This window comes from Catenulispora yoronensis (assembly GCF_039531695.1).
GTDB lineage: Bacteria > Actinomycetota > Actinomycetes > Streptomycetales > Catenulisporaceae > Catenulispora > Catenulispora yoronensis.
The window spans coordinates 116940-134463 of the sequence record NZ_BAAAQN010000021.1 but is presented as its reverse complement, the minus strand read 5'-3'; the positions used below and the strand labels follow the sequence as shown (position 1 = coordinate 134463).

Genomic DNA, 17524 nt, shown 5'->3' with positions numbered 1-17524 from the left:
AGCGCCGAAGGAAGGTTCACCCGGTCCGGTGCCGGACCGGGTGAATCAGGCCACTACCGCCCCAGCGCCGCCCCGCCGTTGATGTGCAGGATCTCGCCAGTGACGTTCGTGGCGCCGGCGAGGTACTTGATCGCCTCGGCGATCTCCTCGGGGGTGCCGGGCTTCTTCAGCAGGGTCTGTCCGACGCGGCCGGCGTGGAACTCCGGGCTCATCCGCGCGCCGAAGAACTCGGTCTCCTCGGTGAAGCCGGGGGCGACCGCGGTGGCCCGGATGCCGTCGGCGGCCAGCGCGGCGGCCCATTCGAAGGTGACGGCGTGCAGCTGCGCCTTGGCCCCGCCGTAGGAGCCCGGGCCGCGGACCGCCGCGATCGAGCTGACCGAGACGATGGCGCCGCCGGGCCGGGCCAGCTGCGGGATCAGGGCATGAGTGAGCAGCACCGCTGTCAGGACATTGCCTTCGAAGTTGGCGCGGTAGTCGGCGGCGATCTCGGTCAGGGCCGCGTCCCGGCCGGCCCGGCCGAAGTTGCCGCCGGCGTTGTTGACGAGCACGTCGACCGGATCGCCGGACTCGGCGACCGCGCCGGCCACCCGTTCCACGTCCGCGATCTCGGTCAGGTCGGCGGCGTGCGCGACCACGCGGTCCTCGCCGAATTCGGTGTTGAGCGCGGCGGCGGCCTCCTGGACCACGTGCGGCCGCCGGCCGATGATGTGCACCCGGTTCCCGTCGGCGCCGAACAGCCGGGCCGCGGCCAGGCCGATGCCGGTGCCGCCGCCGGAGATGACGATCTGTCCCATGCCGTGATCATACGATCGGCGGCGGGCCGCCCCACCCGAATTCCGCCCCGGCCACCCGGCCCGGGAACCTGACGTGCGTCAACGTCCCGGCACCGCTCGCGGTGCGCAGCAGCAGGTCTTCGATGTCTGCCATACGCGGGTCCGGCACGGCGAGCCCGACCGCCGGATCCACCCGGCCGAACCCGTCCAGCGCGGCCGCGACGCCCGCCAGGCTGACGTCGACCGCCAGCCCGCCGCCGCGGTTCAGCGCCTCGACCGCCCCGGCGGCGGCCAGCCACCCGGCGCCGTGGTCGAGCACCTGCGCGGGCAGCGGCAGCGGCCGGTCCGCGCCGGCGGCCCGCATGCCCTCGTCGGCGATCCCGACGGCCATCTGCACCAAGGAGTCGAACCCGCGCCGGCCGCCCCACGGCCCTTCCGCGCCGTAGGCGGAGATCGAGACGTGGACCAGGCGCGGGTTCACCGCCGCCAGCTCGGCCGCGCCCAGGCCCAGTCCGGCCAGCGCTCCCGGCCGGTAGGACTGGAGCACGACGTCGGCGCCCCGCACCAGATCGAGGAACGCGGCGCGGCCCGCCCCGCCGCGCAGGTCGAGGAAGCGCAGGGCCTTGCCGAAGTTCAGATCCAGATCCAGCCCGCGGATGGTCGGCAGCGACGGCGAGCGCACCATGGTGACATCGGCACCGTAGGCGGCCAGCACGCGGCCGGCGTTGGGACCGGCGATGATGCGGGTCAGGTCCAGGACGCGGATTCCGGCCAGCGGACGCGTGGCGGACCCGGCCGCACCGCCGGCCGCAGGCTCGGCGCTCGCCACCGCATCGGCCGTCCCACCGGCACCACAGACCCCTGCGAAGGTCGCGCCGCCGGCCGAGGGCGTCATCGCCACCAACGGCTGCTCCCCCACCGCACCGCTCTGCCCGTGCGCCAGCCACTCCTCCCGGGTCCGCATCGCGGCGGCGACGCCGCCGGCCTCGGCGATCGCGTCCTCGATGTCGAACCGGCCGCGCCGCCGCACCGCCGCCGCCACCGCCTCGCGGTCCGGCGGCACTCCCAGCACTCGGCACGCGATCTCCGCGTGGTGGTCGAAATTGCAGTGCAACCGCACCCAGCCGTCGGCGGCCCGATAGTCCCCGGACAGCGGCGCCCACTCGAACGCCGCCTCGCCGTTCTCGCGCAGATACCGCTCGCTGCGGAACGCGATGGCCGCCTCGCGGACGCCGACCGAGACCTCCGGCACCGTCTCGATCCCGGTACGGGCGGCCAGGAACGCCGCCGCCTGGCGATGGGCCGCGGTCACTGCCCAAGCGGCGAAGGCTCCGACCCGGAACACCGATGGCAGACCAAGATCCTCCATACCGGCACCCTAGACGATTGATTCCAGGGGACACCGGCGCGGCGTCACGACCCGGCAGCCGCCGTGACCTCGTCCACCGGGAGCACGGCGGCGACCTCCGCCGGGCGGTCCCGAGGCGCCGGCTTCGCGGCGAACACCCAGTGCCGGTAGGCGAAGAAGTTGAGGAAGGTGAGGAACCCGGTCGAGAGCACCTTGGCGACCATGTAGTTCATGCCGACGGCGTGCGAGGTCAGCCCGTTCATGATGGCCTCGGTCAGCACGAAGTTGACCGCGACCAGCAGCGTGAACTTGACCGTCTGGTCCCGCATCGCGCCGTCGCGCGCGCCCTGGTCGGCGAACGTCAGCACCCGGTTGAGCCCGAAGTTCACGATGTAGGAGGTGACGAACGCGAAGCTGGTCGCCAGCCAGATGGCCAGGCCCAGGACGCCGTGGCAGAACCACAGCGTGCCGGCGTCGGTCACGAACGCCAGTCCGCCGACCAGCAGGAACCGCAGGCCCGGGTGCTGGTTCATCAGCACGGTCCGGGCCCTGTGCCACGGCTTGGCCGGGGAGTCCGCCACTGTCTTTCCTTTCAGCCCGCCGGACGCGCGGCCCGATCGAATGCGGTCGAACGCGCGGCTCAGGTGTTGCGGCGGCCCGGCGGGTCCCAGTCGGGCGACTCCTGGATGTCCAGCAGCCAGGAGTTGATGACCAGGTGCAGCCCGGCCAGCCAGGGCGCGACCGCGATCAGCACGGTGCCGGCGCTCGGCGTGCCGCCGCCGGCCAGCCGGTAGATGATCATCCCGGTGCCGAACAGCGTCCCGAAGCCGAGCAGCGCCAGGCCGGAGAACAGCAGCAGGGCGATCGGCGAGAAGGACTGGAGCACGTACTTGAGCATGATGCGACGCCAGAAGCCCCGGAACAGCAAGCCGGAGATCGCCGGGATCACCTTGCGCATGCGCATCCCGGAGACCTCCTCGCCGTAGGAGGCGGGCACCGGGATGTCCTTGGCGCGGACGTTCGCGATGTTCAGGTGGATCAGCAGGTCGTTCTCGAACTCGTAGCCGATCGCCACCGAGTCCAGGTTGATCCGGCGCAGCGCGTCGGTGTGGATCGCGGTGTAGCCGTTCTGCGGGTCGAACAGGTGCCAGTACCCCGACGCCGCCTTGGTCATGAACGACAGCACGATGCTGCCGAAGATCCGGTACTTCGGCATCCCGGCGTAGGAGGTCCGGGAGAAGAAGCGGTTGGCCTTGGTGAACTCCACCCGGCCGTCCGCTATCGGGTCCAGCAGCGCCGGCAGGTAGTCGGGGTCCATCTGCGCGTCGCCGGCCATGACCACGTCGACGTCGGCCTTGAGCTCCAGCGCCCGGCGGTGCCCGTCCATGATCGCGCCGCCCACGCCGGTGTTCTTCTCGTGGCGGATCAGCGTCACCCGCGGGTCGCCGACGGCGAGCGCCTTCTCGCTGGTGTCGTCGGTGGAGCAGTCGTCGATGACGATGATGTGGTCGACGAAGTCCGGCATCGTGGTGATGGTCTTGCCGATGAGCTTCGACTCGTTATGGGCCGGGACGATCGCGGCGACCGTCAGCTCTCTGTACACCTGTCGTCACTCCAAATCTCCGACGATGTGGAGCGGGCGGTGTTGCGGGCCGAATGCGGCCGGCGCCCAGTTCCAGCGCTCGAAGGTTAGCAGGCCGCGGCGGCTGTCCAGGGACGATGACGAGCTCGAGTACGTCACCTGACCGATGGTCGTTATCCGATTGGTATCCCTTGCCCGGTTTGTCGGTGCCGACCGGTCCGGTCGGCAGCCCGGTCCCGGAAATGTGACTGTTATGATTCCCGGGTTCACAGCGGGGACGTCATCGATCGTCACCCCGGGGCCCGGACACCTCCGGCCCACTGATGCCGCGAGCCGACGGTGACACGGCCGATCCGGTGATGCTTCAAATGGAGAAAGCATGGGCAACCCAATCATTCCTCCCGCGCGCCCGGTGACCGGCGACGAGGAGATCGAAGCCGTCGTACGCGTCATGCGCTCCGGCATCCTCACCAACGGCCCGGAGGTCAAGGGCTTCGAGGACGACTTCGCCGAGCTGGTCGGCGGCCGGCTGTGCGTCGCGGTGAACTCCGGCACCTCGGCCCTGCACCTCTCCCTGCTGGCGCTGGGCGTCAAGCCCGGCGACGAGGTCATCGTGCCGTCGTTCACCTTCGCGGCGACCGCCAACGTGGTGGCGGTCATCGGCGCGGTGCCGGTCTTCGTCGACATCGAGCCCGGCAGCTTCTGCCTGGACCCGGCCGCGGTCGAGGCGGCGATCACCGACAAGACCGTCGCGATCATCCCGGTGCACCTGTACGGGCACCCGGCGGACATGGACCGGATCCTGCCGATCGCCCGCGCGCACAACCTGAAGGTCGTCGAGGACGCCGCGCAGGCCGTCGGCGCCTCGCTGGACGGCCGGCCGGTCGGCACCTTCGGCGACACCGCCTGCTTCAGCTTCTACCCGACGAAGAACTCGCACGCCATCGAGGGCGGGATGATCGTCACCGCCGACGAGGGGCTGGCCCGGACGCTGCGGCTGCTGCGCTCGCAGGGCTCGCTGGTCGCGTACCAGAACGAGATCGCGGGCCTGAACAACCGGCTCTCCGACGTGCACGCCGCGGTCGGCCGGGTGCAGCTGGCCAAGCTGCCGGCCTGGACCAAGCAGCGGCAGGAGAACGCGAAGTTCTTCGACGCGCACCTGTCCGGCGTCGGCGTGCCGCCGGTCGCGGCCGGTGCGGAGCACGTGTACCACCAGTACACGATCCGGGTCGGCGAGGAGGTCGAGGGCGGCCGCGACGGCCTGCGCGCGCGGCTGGCCGAGCGCGGCGTCGGCACCGGCGTCTACTACCCGACCCAGGTGCACCAGCTGCCGACCTTCCTCGGCCCGGACGCCCCGTCCGCCAGCCGGATATCCGGTTCGCTGGAGCACACCGAGAAGGCCGGGCGCGAAGTGCTGTCGCTGCCGGTCATGCCGACCCTGACCCAGCAGGAGCTGGAGACGATCGTGGCGGCGGTGAACGCGCTGTGACCGGCCAGGGCTCCCCCGTGCTGCGCGCCGGGCTGATCGGCCTGGGCATGATGGGCCGGCACCACGCCCGGGTCCTGGGCTCGCTGGACGGCGTCGAGCTGGTCGCGGTTGCCGACGCCGGCGGGGACGTGCACGGCGTGGCCGGCGGCCGTCCGGTGCTGGCCGACGCCGAGCAGCTGATCGCCGCCGGGATCGACTTCTGCGTGGTCGCGGTCCCCACCGTGTTCCACACCGAGGTGGGCCTGCAACTGGCCGCCGCGGGCGTGCACACGCTGATGGAGAAGCCGCTGGCGCCCGACGTGGCGTCGGCGACCGTGCTGGCCGACACCTTCGAGCGGGCCGGCCTGGTCGGCGCCGTCGGGCACATAGAGCGCTTCAACCCCTCGCTCCAAGAGCTGCGCAAGCGGCTGGAGCAGGGCGAGCTCGGCGAGATCTTCCAGGTCGTGACCCGGCGCCAGGGCCCGTTCCCGGGCCGGATCGCCGATGTCGGCGTGGTGAAGGACCTGGCGACCCACGACATCGACTCCACGGCGTGGGTGACCCGGCAGCCGTACACCTCGATCTCGGCGCACACCGCCTACCGGTCGGGACGCGAGCACGAGGACCTGATCGCGATGACCGGCCGCCTCGGCGACGGCACCGTGGTCAACCACCTGGTGAACTGGCTGTCCCCGATGAAGGAGCGGGTCACGATCGTCACCGGCGAGAAGGGCTGCTTCGTCGCCGACACCCTCACCGCCGACCTCACCTTCTACGCCAACGCCTCCGCCGCGACCACCGAGTCGTGGGAGGCGATGCAGGTCTTCCGCGGCGTCGCCGAGGGGGACATGGTCCGCTACGCGATCGCCAAGCCGGAACCGCTGCGCACCGAGCTGGAGGCGTTCCGGGACGCGGTGCTCGACGTCAACGGGGGGCGCGAGCGTATCGTCAGCATGCGCCAGGGCTTGGAAGTCGTGCGCGTGGCCGAGGCCGCGCTGGAGTCGGCGGCGAAGAACACGGCCGTCGGGCTCTGAGCCGGACGGACGCCGGGCACGCGGCGGGGGGGGGCACCATCGGGGGCCCGCCGCCGCTTCCCACTGGGACAACTGACAAACGGGAGTAGTTCGATGGCGGTGGGCGAGATGGCCACTGAGCAGGAGTCCACACGGCGGCGCGGCCCGGGTCGGCGGCGCGAGGCGTCGACGCTGCGGGTCTGGGTCCTGGCTTTCCTCGGGGTGTTCCTGCTCGGGGCCGGCTGGTCGCTGGCCACACCGTACGACGGCCAGCCCGACGAGCTGCAGCACGTGATCCGCGCCTACGGCGTGGTCGACGGGCAGATCAACGCCGGGCCCGCCAACTCCCCGGTGCGGACCGCCAAGAGCCTGGTGCCCGAGGGCAAGGCCTGTTTCCGGTGGCACCTGGACAAGACCGGGGACTGCCAGGCCGAGCCCGGCTCGGTGCCCGCCGAGCAGCACATCAAGATCCACGAGGGCAGCGGCGCCTCCGGCTACGACCCCTCGTACTACCTGTACGTGGGCCCGGTGATCCACCTGTGGCCGAACATGACCGGCGTCGTCCTGGCCCGCCTGCTCACCGCCGCCGAGATGAGCGCGCTGATCGCCTCCGCGGTGGCCGTGGCGTGGAGCTCGCGACGCGGCCGCTGGCTGCTCGGCGGCATCATGGTCGGCGTGACCCCGGTGGCCGCCAGCCTGCTGGGCGCCGTCAACCCGGCCGGCGTGGAGATCGCGGCCGCGCTGGCGTTCTGGGTCTGCGTGCTCGACCTGTTCAGCCCGGACGCACCGCCCCGGAAATGGGTGGCGATGACCGCGGCGTGGTCCGGCGCGGTGTTCGCGGTCACCCGCGGCTTCGGCTTCGGCTGGATGGGCCTGGCGGTGCTGGTCTGCGCGCTGACCATCAACTGGGCCAAGATCAAGGAGCTGTGGGCCTCGGTCCCGGTGCGCTGGGCGGTCGGCATCATCGGCGCCGCCTGCTGCCTGGCCGTGGCCTGGGACATGTCGGCCGGCGCGAACTACCCGCTGACCGCCAACACCACCAGCAAGACCTCGCTGCCCCAGATCATCATCCAGGAACTGTGGGTCCGGATCCCGTTCTACCTGGACGGCACCGCCCGGCAGGTCTCCTACGGCGACATCCCGATCCCGACCGTCGTCACCTACGTATGGCTGGCCGGCGTCGGTTTCTTCATCGTCGGCGGGATGATCCTGGGCAACTGGCGGGAGCGGCTGCAGATCGCCGCCGTGGCGGTGGGCGCGATCGCGATCCTCGCGGTCTCGGACATCAACGCCGTCCGGCAGGGCATGTGGTTCTCCCAGGGCCGCTACGCACTGCCGCTGCTGGTCGGCGCGCCGATGCTGGGCGCCGCGGTGATGGGCCGGACCGGCGTGCTCACCCCGCGCGTCAACACCCAGGCCCTGCGCTGCCTGGCCGTGGGCCTGCTGCCGGTGCACCTGCTGGTGCTGGCCGTGACCATGGTCCGGTTCGAGCGCGGCTTCCCGACCAACGGCGTGCTGGCGGTGAACCCGTTCCGCGGCTCCTGGACGCCGCCGGCCGGCGCCGAGCTCCCGGTCATCCTGCTGTGCCTGGGCCTGCTGCTGATCGGCTGGCTGATGTGGCGGGGCGTGCCCGAGGAACCGCAGGACCTCAGCGACGCCCCGACCAGACGGCTGCGGACCGCGGCGGTCTGAACCGCGTAGCACGAACGACACAGCACGAACCGCACAGCACAGCACCAACCGCACAAAGAACGGGCACCGGGAATCTTCCCGGTGCCCGTTCTCGATGTCCGGAAGCGGACATGGTCCGGAAGCGGACCGAGGCTCAGACCCCCGACGCCAGCTCCCGCGACCGGTCCCGCGCCGCCTCCAGCGCCGCGATCATCGCCGCCCGCACGCCGTGGTCCTCCATGGTGCGGATGGCCGAGATCGTGGTGCCGGCCGGCGAGGTCACCGCCTCGCGCAGCTTCACCGGGTGCTCCCCGGAGTCGCGGAGCATCACCGCGGCGCCGATCGCGGCCTGCACGATCAGGTCGTGCGCGGCGGCCCGGGGCAGGCCGAGCAGGATCCCGGCGTCGGTCATGGCCTCGACCAGGTAGTAGAAGTAGGCCGGTCCGGAGCCGGACAGCGCGGTGACCGCGTCCTGCTGCGCCTCGGGCACCCGGATGGTCTTGCCGACCGGGGCGAAGATCTCCTCGGTGCGCGCCAGGTGCTCCTCGGTGGCGTGGACGCCGGCCGAGATCGCCGACATCGCCTCGTCCACCAGCACCGGGGTGTTGGTCATGACCCGCACCACCGGCACCCCCTCGGCCAGCCGCGAGGCGATGAAGCCGGTGGTGATGCCGGCCGCGCCGGAGATCACCAGCTTGCCGGCCGGGACGTGCGGGGCCAGCTCCTCCAGCAGGGCGCCCATGTCCTGCGGCTTGACCGTGAGGATCAGGGTGTCGGCCTTGGCCGCGGCCTCGGCGTTGGTCACCGCCTCCACGCCGTAGCTCTGCCGCAGCGCGGCGGCCCGCTCCGGGCGGCGCGCGGTGACCAGCACCTCGCCGGCCGGCTTGCCGGCCCGCAACAGGCCGGAGACCAAGGCCTCGCCGATCTTTCCGGTGCCGAGGACGGCGACGCGCTGGGTCATGCTGGCTGTTCTCCTCACGGTCCGGGCCGCCGCGCGGCCCTTGCTCAGTCCTTCGAGACCAGCGACCGGGCGAAGAAGCCGAGGTTCGCCGGGCGCTCGGCCAATCGTCGCATGAGGTAGCCGTACCATTCGCTGCCGTACGGCACATACACCCGCATCCGCTCGCCGGCCGCGGCCAGCCGCTTCTGCTCGTGCGGCCGCACGCCGAACAGCATCTGGAACTCGTAGCTGCCGATGCTCCGGCCGTTGCGCACCGCCAGCGCGCCGCCGATCTCGATCAGCCGCGGGTCGTGGGTGGCCAGCATCGGGTAGCCCTCGCCGGCCATCAGGGTGCGCATGCACCGGACGTAGGACAGGTCCACGTCCTGCTTCTCCTGGTACGCCACCGATTCCGGCTCGCGGTAGGCGCCCTTGCACAGCCGGACCCGGGAGCCCGGGGCGGCGAAGTCCTTGCAGTCGGCCTCGGTGCGCCGCAGGTACGCCTGGAGCACGATGCCCGCCCACGGATAGTCGCGGCGCAGCTCGGCGACGATCTTCAGGGTGGAGTCGGTGGTGGTGTGGTCCTCCATGTCGAAGGTCACCGTGGTCCCGGCCCGCTGCGCGGCCTCGCAGACCGCGTGCGCGTGCTCAAGGGCTATCTTCTCCCCGTCGCTGCTCAGCGACTGCCCGATCGCCGAGAGCTTCACCGACACCTCGGCGTGCGGGGTCAGCCCGGCCGCGGCCAGCCGCTCCAGCAGCAGCAGGTAGGCCTCCTTGACCAGGATCGCCTGGTTGGTGTCGGTGGTGTCCTCGCCCAAATAGTCGATCGTGGCCAGCAGGCCGTCCTCGATCAGCGCGTCGGCCACCGCCACGGCGTCGTCGGTGGCCGGGCCGGCGACATAGCGCTTGACCACCTGGCGCGATCCCGGGGACCGCTCGATCAGGGCGCGCGTGCGCTCACTGCCCGCCGCCGCCAGCAAGGTCCGACGCAACACCACAGGTCCTCCAGCCGCTGTGCTTTTCCCCAGTAGGCCAAGCCTAGGACCGAAACCGGCCCGCGTCCGGATCGGTGAGCCGCGCGGGCGACAACGGGCCCGGAGCGCCGCGCTCAGCCGGCGACGGCGCTCAGCAGCGAGCCGGCCAGCGCCAGCCCGGTGGCCCACACCAAGGCCAGGGCCAGGCCGATGCCGCCGGTGACCGGCGGCCGCGCCGGTCGCGCCGGTCGCGCCGGTCGCGACGCCTGCGACGCCTCGCCCGCCCGCGACGCCCGGCGCCGGCGGCCGATCCGCAGCGGCACCGGCTCCTTCAGCAGCAACAGGATCGGCCCGATCCCGCCGACCACGAACAGCCAGAACCAGGCCCACCGGTTGGCGTAGGGGTGCTCCCGGGTCATCAGCATCACCAGGAAGGCCAGCAGGTACAACAGCACCGCCGGGACGGCCAGCCAGGTGGGCTCGTCCGCGTCGTCCACGGCCTGGAGCCAGACCCGGTGGGGTTCCGGGGAGGTGAAGGTCAGCCGCCCCTCCGCGCCCGGGGCGGTCGCCGCCGCCAGCAGCTGCCGCTGGGCGTCGTAGGGGCCGTCGGCGCGGTACCAGCGCAGCGGGCCCTCGTGCCAGACCGTGGAGACCGTCCCGCCGTCGACGTGGATCTGCACGGCGGTGACGCCGCCGGCCCGCACGCCGTCGAGCAGCTGCTCGAACTGCGCCCCGCGCGGCGCCCCGCACGGAACGGTCAGCAGCAGCGCGGTCGCCAGCAGTGCGCTGCCGACCCACCGCAAGGCGGCGGATCCCCCCAAACCCATAACAGGATCCTGGCATGACTCAGGCCTTGCGGACGACCCCCAGCCATGTGGTGTATTCCTCTACAACCATCCCGTCCGGAAAGTGTTTCACCAGGATCGCCCGCTCGGCGTCGAGGAACGCCGCCAGCCGCTCCGGCGGGACCGTGCTGATGTAGGAGCGCGAGGCGACGTTCAGCATCCGCTGCTCCAGCGGGATGGTCCGGGTCCAGGGCGTCCGGAAGACCAGGGTCCGCAGTCCGGCGCCGGCCGCGCCCATCTCGATCCGCGGCTCCTGGTCCACGACGGTGCTGTCGTTGCCGTAGTCCGGGTCGCCGCCGATCAGGTCCCTGATGCGGTCGTGGTAGCCGGAGCGCCACGGCGCGTCGGCCACCGGCTGGTTCCACACGCAGGCCAGCGCCCCGCCCGGGGCCAGCACCCGCAGCACCTCGGGCACCGCCCGCTCCGGGTCCACCCAGTGCCACGCCTGCGCGAAGGTGACGAAGCCGACCGAGCCGGTGCGCAGCGGCAAAGCGTTGGCGCTGCCGCGCACCGCGCCCACTCCCGGCGAGTCCGCGACCAGCCGCCGCAGCATCGGCTCGGACAGCTCGACCGCGGTCACCGCGGCGCCGGCCGCCCGCAGCTGCCGGGAGAAGATCCCGGTGCCGGCCCCGACGTCGGCCACCCGCGCTCCGGCCAGCGGCTGCCCGGACAGCTCCCCCAACGCCTCGAAGACCGCCGGCGGATAGGTGGGCCGGCTCTGCGCGTACGCGGACGCCAGCGTGTCGAACATCGAGGACTCGGCCACGGCGCTACCCCTTAGCGGATCCCACTTCTCGGTCTTCGGAGGCGGTGAGGGCGCGCGGCTCCGTCTCGTCCGGGACCCGGGCCAGGGCCCGCCGGGCGAACAGCAGGGACTCGCGCAGGTCCTCCTCCCGCTGCGACTCGGTCTCCGCGCGCCGGGTGCTCACCTCCAGCACCACGGCGCCGGCCAGGCCGCGCCGCGCGATCCGCTCCAGGATCTCCTGGCAGGGCTGGCTGCCGCGGCCGGGCACCAGGTGCTCGTCCTTGTTCTGCCCGGTGCCGTCGGCCAGGTGCAGGTGGACCAGCCGGTCGCCCATCCGCTCGTACATCGCCAGCGCGTCGTTGCGCGCGGTCGCGGTGTGCGACAGGTCCAGGACGTAGTGCTCGTAGCCGCTCTCGGTGGGGTCCCAGCCCGGGAAGTAGGCCTCGCCCTCGCGTTCCACGCGCGGCATCCGGATCCGCGGGATGCGGCCGAAGATGTCGGGGGTGGAGGCCCGCCACGGGTACATGTTCTCCACCGCGAACTGGATCTCCGACTCCTGATTCAGCCGCTTGATCCCCTCGGCGAACTCCTCGGCGTAGGGCTGCTGCCACCGGAACGGCGGGTGCACCACGACCACCTTGGCCCCGACCCGCTGCGCGGCGTCGCGCGACTTCTTCAGCTTCTCCCACGGGTCCGAGCCCCAGACCCGCTTCAGGTTCAGCCAGAACAGCGTCGGGGCGTGGATGGAGACCACCGGGACCTGGTACTCGTCCATGTACTCCAGGATCTTGTCCGGGTACTGGCTCGCCGGGTCCACCGAGACCATCACCTCGACGCCGTCGTAGCCCAGCCGGGCCGCGGCGGCGAAGGCGTACCGGGTGGTCTCGGGGTAGACCGAGGACGTGGACAGCCCGACCTTCGGCAGGATGACGTGCTCCGTCGTCCCGGCGCTGTCGGTCCTGAAGGTCACGCCGCTCAGCTTACAAGGGTGTCCAGGCGGCGCAGGATGACGCCTTCGCGCAGCGCCCACGGGCACAGCTCGGCCACCTCGACGCCGAACAGGTCGAAGGCGGCGTCGGCGACCACCGCGCCGGCCAGCAGCTGTCCGGCCCGGCCCGGGGACACCCCGGGCAGGCCGGCCCGCTGGCCGGCGGACATCTGCGAGAGCCGGGGCAGCCACTCGGTCAGGTCGCGGGCGCGCAGCGAGCGCGGGGCGTACAGGCCCTGCGCCGAGGGCGCGGCGCCGGCGATCCGGGCCAGCTGCCGGAAGGTCTTGGAGGTGACCACCACCCGGTCCGGGCGGCCGGCCCGGGCCACCCTGGACACCGCCTTGGCGACCTCGTGCCGGACGTACTTGCGCAGCTCCCGGATCTGCTCCGGGCCCGGCGGATCGCCCTTGAGCCGCTCGTGGGTGAGCCGGGAGGCGCCCAGCGGCAGCGACTCGCTGACGTCCGGCATCTCGTCCAGCCCGACCGCGATCTCCAGCGAACCGCCGCCGATGTCGAGCACCAGCAGCCGGCCGGCGGACCAGCCGAACCAGCGGCGCACCGCCAGGAAGGTCAGCCGGGCCTCGTCCGGGCCGGGCAGCACCTCCAGGTTCACGCCGGTCTGCCGGCGGACCTCGGCGAGCACCTTGTCGCCGTTGGCGGCCTCGCGCACCGCGGAGGTGGCGAAGGCCAGCATCTCCTCGGCGCCCTTGTCCTCGGCGACCCGCAGGGCGTGCGCCACCACGTGGCACAGCCGCTCGATGCCGTCGGGCAGGATCGCCCCGTGGTCGTCGGTGAGCTGCGACAGGTGCAGCTCGACTTTGTGCGAGAACGCCGGAATGGGGTGGGCACCGGCATGCGCGTCGAGCAGCAGCAGGTGCACCGTGTTCGATCCGACGTCCAACACTCCGAGGCGCATATCGCGATACGTTACCCGGCCTCCCACGGCTGGGCGCGCCAACCGCATAGGCTTACCCGGTGCCTGAAGTACCGCTCGACTTCCCCCGCGAATGGGTGGAGTTCCCCGACCCTGACAATCCGGCCCAGATCTACCGGGCCGACCTGACGTGGCTGTGCTCGCGCTGGACCTGTATCTGGGGGTCCGGATGCGGCGGCATCCGGCCCGGACGCGCCTCCGACGGCTGCTGCACGCTCGGTGCGCACTACTCGGACAAGGCCGACCGCAAGCGGGTCGAGCGGGCGGCCGAGCGGCTCACCGACGAGACCTGGCAGTACCGGTCGGTGGGGCTGGAGCAGGGAATCACTCAGAAGGATGAGGACGGCGACAAGCAGACCCGGGTCGTCGACGGCGCCTGCCTGTTCCTGAACCGCCCCGGCTTCGCCGGCGGCGAGGGCTGCGCCCTGCACGCGCTGGCGCTGCGCGAGGGCGTGCATCCGTTGACCACCAAGCCGGACGTCTGCTGGCAGCTGCCGGTCCGCCGGGCCTACGAGCGGGTGGAGCGGCCGGACGGGACCGAGGTGCTGCTGGTCTCGATCGGCGAGTACGACCGGCGCGGCTGGGGCGGCGGCGGCCACGACCTGAACTGGTGGTGCACCGGGGCCACCGAGGCGCACGTCGGCCGGGAGCCGGTCTACGTGTCCTACGGCCCGGAGCTGACCGAGATGATGGGGCAGAAGGCCTACGACGTCCTGGTCGGGCTGTGCGAGACGCGGGACGCCGCCCGGGTGCTGGTGGCTCCGCACCCGGCCGATCCGGCGTAGGCGGGGCCCGCCGGGGGCGGTTTCCACGCTGCGAATCAGAACATTGCCATCATCGGGAACCCTTTCCGGGGTTCCCGATTCGCTTTCGCCGCCACGCGGACAGCCGCCCCGCACCGGGCAGGACGGCTGAGCGGACAGCTGACTGAGCGGACAACCAAGGTGACGGAAGGCGCCCGACTGGCTGGGTCTTGATGTCGAGCGCCTCCCGGAGCTCCGGCGCGACGGGTTGCCGGAGCCGCTTGCGGGGACGGCCGACGGTCCAGGGGGCCGTCGGCCGGTGCCTTCAGCGGTGGCGGGGCGGCGCGGGGCGCTGCGTGCCGTGAGCGGCCGGAGGAGCCCCGGCCGGTCCCGCGGGAGTGGATCCGGGCGCGGAGGCGGACGGCGCGCCGGGCGCGGAACCGCTGCCGCTCGGACTGTTCGGACTGCTCGGACCGCTCGGACCACTCGGCTGCGGGGCCGGCGGATCCGGGGAGCCGGAGGATCCCGGCCCGGTCGGGCCGCCGCCGGCGGACGTGCTGGGGCCGGACGACGGCGGCGGACTGTGCGAGGCGCTCGGGCTGCTCGAAGGTGAGCTCGGCGGCGTGCTGCTCGGCGGTGCGCTCGGACCCGACGAGGAACCGGACGGACCGCCGGGGGTACCCGGGGTGCTCGTCGGCGGCGTGCTCGGGCTCGTCGTCGGCGTGCCGCTCGGCGGCCCGGAGTGTCCGGGGCCGCTGAGCGCGACCGACTGGCCGCTCGGATCGAAGCGCACATGCGCCTGCCACTGCACGGACGGCTCGGCGTTCCGGTCGACGGTGATCCGCATCGTGGTCTGCGCCCCCGGCGCGAGCATCCCGGAGGTCGCGCTGAGGGTGATCCACGAGGCGTCGGCGGACGCACTCCACGCGACCGCCACCGAGCCCGGGTTCCAGAGCGTCACGGTGACCTCGCCCGGGATGTTCGAGCGCTGCGCCACGCTGATGTTCAGCTGCCCGGCGCCGGTGACCGGGACCGGGACCGGCTCCGAGGTGTCCGTGACCCCGGCCGACGGCAGCGAGTTCATCGACGCGAGGAAGGTCGGGGCCGTCGGCCCGCCCGCTGGCCGCGAGCCGGTCACCGACGGCGGCAGCACCGCGGCGACCACCTGCGCGGTGACCTCGTCGGGGCCGGGCAGCGGTCCGCCACCCTGCCGCACACCGCCGGTGACCGGCAGCGCCGGACCGGCCCCGGAACCGGAGGACGGACGCGGGTAGTCGGGCAGCTGCGCGGCACTGCCACCGCCATGGTCCGGCGGCGTGTACAGGGTCTTGTTCCCGGTCGCCGAGGACGGCACGAACATCACGAACGCCGTCACCCCGGCCGCCCCGACCCCGCTGAGCACCGCCGAGCTGGCGAGCGCCGAACGGAAGGTGGACTTGCGCCGGCGCGCGGGCGCCGGAGCGGGTCGCACGAGGGCGCGCGGGGCGGCCGGCGCGGGCCTCGGGGGTCCGCCGGGGGCGGGGGCCTGGACAACGCGCTGGGCTGCGGTCTGGGGCGCTCTTTGGACGGTTCGCTGCGACGCCCACGGGGAGCCCGACGAGACCGCCGCCGCCGACGCGGCCGAGGACGCGGATGCTGCCGCCGCGGCCGAGGACGCGGAGCCTGCCGAGGCGTTGAAAGCGGCCGCCGCGCTGGACGCGGCCGATGGCGCGCCGCGACCGGCATCGACGGTGGTCGACCCGAGCGATCCGGCCGGCGCGCCCGAGGCGGTCGACGCGCCATCGCGAGCCGTGTCCGACCCGGACCGCCAGCCGCTTCCAGCCGGAATGATGGTCGGGACCCGGCCGTCGGACGCGTCCTCGGCGGCCATCGAGGCAGCCGCCATCGCTGAGGCCTCATACGAGTCGCTGACTCGGCGCGCCTGCGCGGTGCCGCGCTTCGCTTCGGAGATACCGCGCCGCCGACCTTCAATGGCCGCCGCCACCGAGTTGCGGCGCGGACGCGGCGCCGACGTCGTCGACGGTGCCGACCGGCGGGAGCGCAGATCCGCGAAGACGGTGCCTCGCGTGGGCTTCCAGTCGTCGTCGGCTTCCCCGGCGTCGCCGCCGGAAGCGAAAGCGGTACCTCGCCTGGGTTTCCAGTCGTCGGCCTCCCCGCCATCGCCGTCCGACACCACCGGCATCACCGCCGTCGGGGCATCGTCGCGCCGCCGAACCCTCGGCATCGCGATCGTCGGATTCTCAACGCTGTTGAGCTCTCCGCCGAACTCCTCGTCGAGCGCCTCCGCGTCAGTCCCCGGATTCCCAGCCGCAACACCACCCCGTCGCGACGCCTGGGCACCCGAGGCCGCTCCGATCACCGCCACCGTCAACCCTCGCCGCGGTGCGATCGGCTCGTACTCCGCTTCCTCGGTCGTCCCGGCGCGTCCCCGTCCCAGCCGCCCCTTCCGGCGCCGCTCGGCCGACTCCCCCGCCTCCCCGGCTTCCGCAGCCGGCGATCCGGCCGGTAACGGCGCGGGGATCACGGCCTCGGCGGTCGGGAAGCCGAGTGTGTCGAAGCGGGTCAGGCGTCCGGCGATCGCGGCCTTCTCGGCCTCCTTCTCCGGACCGGCGCCCAGCAGGTCGCCGAGGACCCGCTCGCGCAGCTCCTTCGGTGCCGAGACGTGCGGCAGGATCGACGGCGCCTGCGGTGCGCCGACCACCTTGTGCAGGTGGAACTGGCAGCGGGAACAGGCGTCCACGTGCGCCACCAGCGGTTCGCGCCGCTGTGCGGTCAGCCGCCCGCTCCAGCCCTCGGCGAGCGCCGCGAGGTCCGGGCAGTGCTCGCGGGTGGTGCGCAGCAGGGCGGTGGCGGCCAGCGAGCGTTCCAGCTCGTGCCAGGCCGCTGAGAGCAGTTCGAAGGACTCCGCCGCGGGCTTGCCCAGTATCAAGCCGACCGCGCGGCTCTCCATGCCGTGCCGGACCGACAGCTCCAGCACTTCGCGGTGGGCGGCGCTCAGCCCGTCGGTGTCCGGCCAGTCCAGGGAGGCCAGTTCCGCCGACAGCAGGGAGCGCTCCAGGCCGGCCAGCCTGCGTTCCTTGGCGGCCTCGGCGTCTCTGGACGCCGCACTGCCGCCGACGCCGACGCCGCCGCCGACCGGGCCGCCGACGGGCCCGCCGGCCGGCGGCACCAGCCGCATCCGGGGCAGCTTGCCGGCCCGGCAGTAGTGGCGGGCGATCGCGTAGAGCCAGGGCCGCAGTATCTCGGCATCGCCCAGATGCGCGACGTGGTGGTCGGCGGCGATGAACGTGCAGTAGACCGCTGAGGCCGCCGCCTCATGGTTGCGCAGGCCGCCGAGGGCGTAGGTGTGCAGACCGTCCGCGTAGGCGTCATAGGCCGCCGCGCGCCCCCAACTGTCGGAGACGCTGTCGCGGTTCACCGGGTCCGCGGGATCCAGGGGATCACTGGCGTTCGAGTCGTGGTCCTTCACACCAGCCGACGTTAGACATGGGCCGGTGGA

General features: G+C 72.8%; 15 protein-coding genes. 4 read left to right on the top strand and 11 right to left on the bottom strand.

Going from position 1 to position 17524, the window contains the following annotated elements:
• Positions 1-53 precede the first annotated feature (53 nt).
• Genes ABD481_RS19365 through ABD481_RS19350 form a run of 4 tightly spaced genes read right to left on the bottom strand, consistent with a single transcriptional unit; the run spans position 54 to position 3724 of the window.
• The gene (locus tag ABD481_RS19365; RefSeq protein ID WP_344667099.1) at positions 54-794 is read right to left on the bottom strand and encodes an SDR family NAD(P)-dependent oxidoreductase; all 741 of its coding nucleotides are present in this window, start codon (positions 792-794) and stop codon (positions 54-56) included.
• A 7-nt stretch (positions 795-801) separates the two neighbouring features.
• The gene (locus ABD481_RS19360) at positions 802-2142 is read right to left on the bottom strand and encodes a CoA transferase (RefSeq protein WP_344667098.1); all 1341 of its coding nucleotides are present in this window, start codon (positions 2140-2142) and stop codon (positions 802-804) included.
• Between the two features lie 44 nt (positions 2143-2186).
• A complete protein-coding gene (locus ABD481_RS19355) occupies positions 2187-2702 on the bottom strand; it encodes a GtrA family protein (RefSeq protein WP_344667097.1) in 516 nt (171 codons plus the stop codon).
• 59 nt (positions 2703-2761) lie between these two features.
• A complete protein-coding gene (locus ABD481_RS19350) occupies positions 2762-3724 on the bottom strand; it encodes a glycosyltransferase family 2 protein (protein WP_344667096.1) in 963 nt (320 codons plus the stop codon).
• Positions 3725-4082: 358 nt separating this feature from the next.
• Here ABD481_RS19350 and ABD481_RS19345 point away from each other — a divergent pair, with 358 nt between their 5' ends.
• The 3 genes from ABD481_RS19345 to ABD481_RS19335 all read left to right on the top strand — a co-directional run bounded on the left by ABD481_RS19345 (position 4083) and on the right by ABD481_RS19335 (position 7876).
• On the top strand, positions 4083-5192 hold the full coding sequence (locus ABD481_RS19345; protein WP_344667095.1) for a DegT/DnrJ/EryC1/StrS family aminotransferase: 1110 nt from the start codon (positions 4083-4085) through the stop codon (positions 5190-5192).
• Complete coding sequence (locus tag ABD481_RS19340) at positions 5189-6205, top strand: Gfo/Idh/MocA family oxidoreductase (RefSeq protein WP_344667094.1); 1017 nt, start codon at positions 5189-5191, stop codon at positions 6203-6205. The genes ABD481_RS19345 and ABD481_RS19340 overlap by 4 nt, the downstream gene beginning before the upstream one ends.
• Before the next feature lie 93 nt (positions 6206-6298).
• Positions 6299-7876: a DUF2142 domain-containing protein gene (locus ABD481_RS19335; protein WP_344667093.1), complete on the top strand. Its 1578-nt coding sequence runs from the start codon at positions 6299-6301 to the stop codon at positions 7874-7876.
• Positions 7877-8009: 133 nt separating this feature from the next.
• Here ABD481_RS19335 and proC read toward each other — a convergent pair whose 3' ends face one another.
• The 6 genes from proC to ABD481_RS19305 all read right to left on the bottom strand — a co-directional run bounded on the left by proC (position 8010) and on the right by ABD481_RS19305 (position 13264).
• On the bottom strand, positions 8010-8816 hold the full coding sequence (proC, locus tag ABD481_RS19330; protein ID WP_344667092.1) for a pyrroline-5-carboxylate reductase: 807 nt from the start codon (positions 8814-8816) through the stop codon (positions 8010-8012).
• 44 nt (positions 8817-8860) lie between these two features.
• On the bottom strand, positions 8861-9790 hold the full coding sequence (locus tag ABD481_RS19325) for a proline dehydrogenase family protein (RefSeq protein WP_344667091.1): 930 nt from the start codon (positions 9788-9790) through the stop codon (positions 8861-8863).
• Between the two features lie 113 nt (positions 9791-9903).
• Positions 9904-10596 (bottom strand): hypothetical protein, encoded by a 693-nt coding sequence (locus ABD481_RS19320; RefSeq protein WP_344667090.1) that lies wholly within the window; start codon positions 10594-10596, stop codon positions 9904-9906.
• Positions 10597-10615: 19 nt separating this feature from the next.
• Positions 10616-11380, bottom strand: a complete 765-nt coding sequence (locus ABD481_RS19315) for a class I SAM-dependent methyltransferase (protein WP_344667089.1) — start codon at positions 11378-11380, stop codon at positions 10616-10618.
• A 4-nt stretch (positions 11381-11384) separates the two neighbouring features.
• Positions 11385-12329, bottom strand: coding sequence for a sugar phosphate isomerase/epimerase family protein (locus ABD481_RS19310; protein WP_344667088.1), 945 nt, complete (start codon positions 12327-12329; stop codon positions 11385-11387).
• 5 nt (positions 12330-12334) lie between these two features.
• Positions 12335-13264, bottom strand: coding sequence for a Ppx/GppA family phosphatase (locus ABD481_RS19305; RefSeq protein ID WP_344667087.1), 930 nt, complete (start codon positions 13262-13264; stop codon positions 12335-12337).
• Between the two features lie 59 nt (positions 13265-13323).
• Here ABD481_RS19305 and ABD481_RS19300 point away from each other — a divergent pair, with 59 nt between their 5' ends.
• Positions 13324-14067: a DUF3109 family protein gene (locus ABD481_RS19300; RefSeq protein ID WP_344667086.1), complete on the top strand. Its 744-nt coding sequence runs from the start codon at positions 13324-13326 to the stop codon at positions 14065-14067.
• Between the two features lie 283 nt (positions 14068-14350).
• Here ABD481_RS19300 and ABD481_RS19295 read toward each other — a convergent pair whose 3' ends face one another.
• Positions 14351-17494 (bottom strand): BACON domain-containing protein, encoded by a 3144-nt coding sequence (locus ABD481_RS19295; protein WP_344667085.1) that lies wholly within the window; start codon positions 17492-17494, stop codon positions 14351-14353.
• Positions 17495-17524: the final 30 nt, after the last annotated feature.

Excerpts from the sequence above, each read along its gene's own strand:
- ABD481_RS19365 (WP_344667099.1), bottom strand. The coding sequence starts at position 794 with ATGGGACAGATCGTCATCTCCGGCGGCGGCACCGGCATCGGCCTGGCC.
- ABD481_RS19360 (WP_344667098.1), bottom strand. The coding sequence starts at position 2,142 with ATGGAGGATCTTGGTCTGCCATCGGTGTTCCGGGTCGGAGCCTTCGCC.
- ABD481_RS19345 (WP_344667095.1), top strand. The coding sequence starts at position 4,083 with ATGGGCAACCCAATCATTCCTCCCGCGCGCCCGGTGACCGGCGACGAG.
- ABD481_RS19335 (WP_344667093.1), top strand. The coding sequence starts at position 6,299 with ATGGCGGTGGGCGAGATGGCCACTGAGCAGGAGTCCACACGGCGGCGC.
- proC (WP_344667092.1), bottom strand. The coding sequence starts at position 8,816 with ATGACCCAGCGCGTCGCCGTCCTCGGCACCGGAAAGATCGGCGAGGCC.
- ABD481_RS19320 (WP_344667090.1), bottom strand. The coding sequence starts at position 10,596 with ATGGGTTTGGGGGGATCCGCCGCCTTGCGGTGGGTCGGCAGCGCACTG.
- ABD481_RS19305 (WP_344667087.1), bottom strand. The coding sequence starts at position 13,264 with ATGCGCCTCGGAGTGTTGGACGTCGGATCGAACACGGTGCACCTGCTG.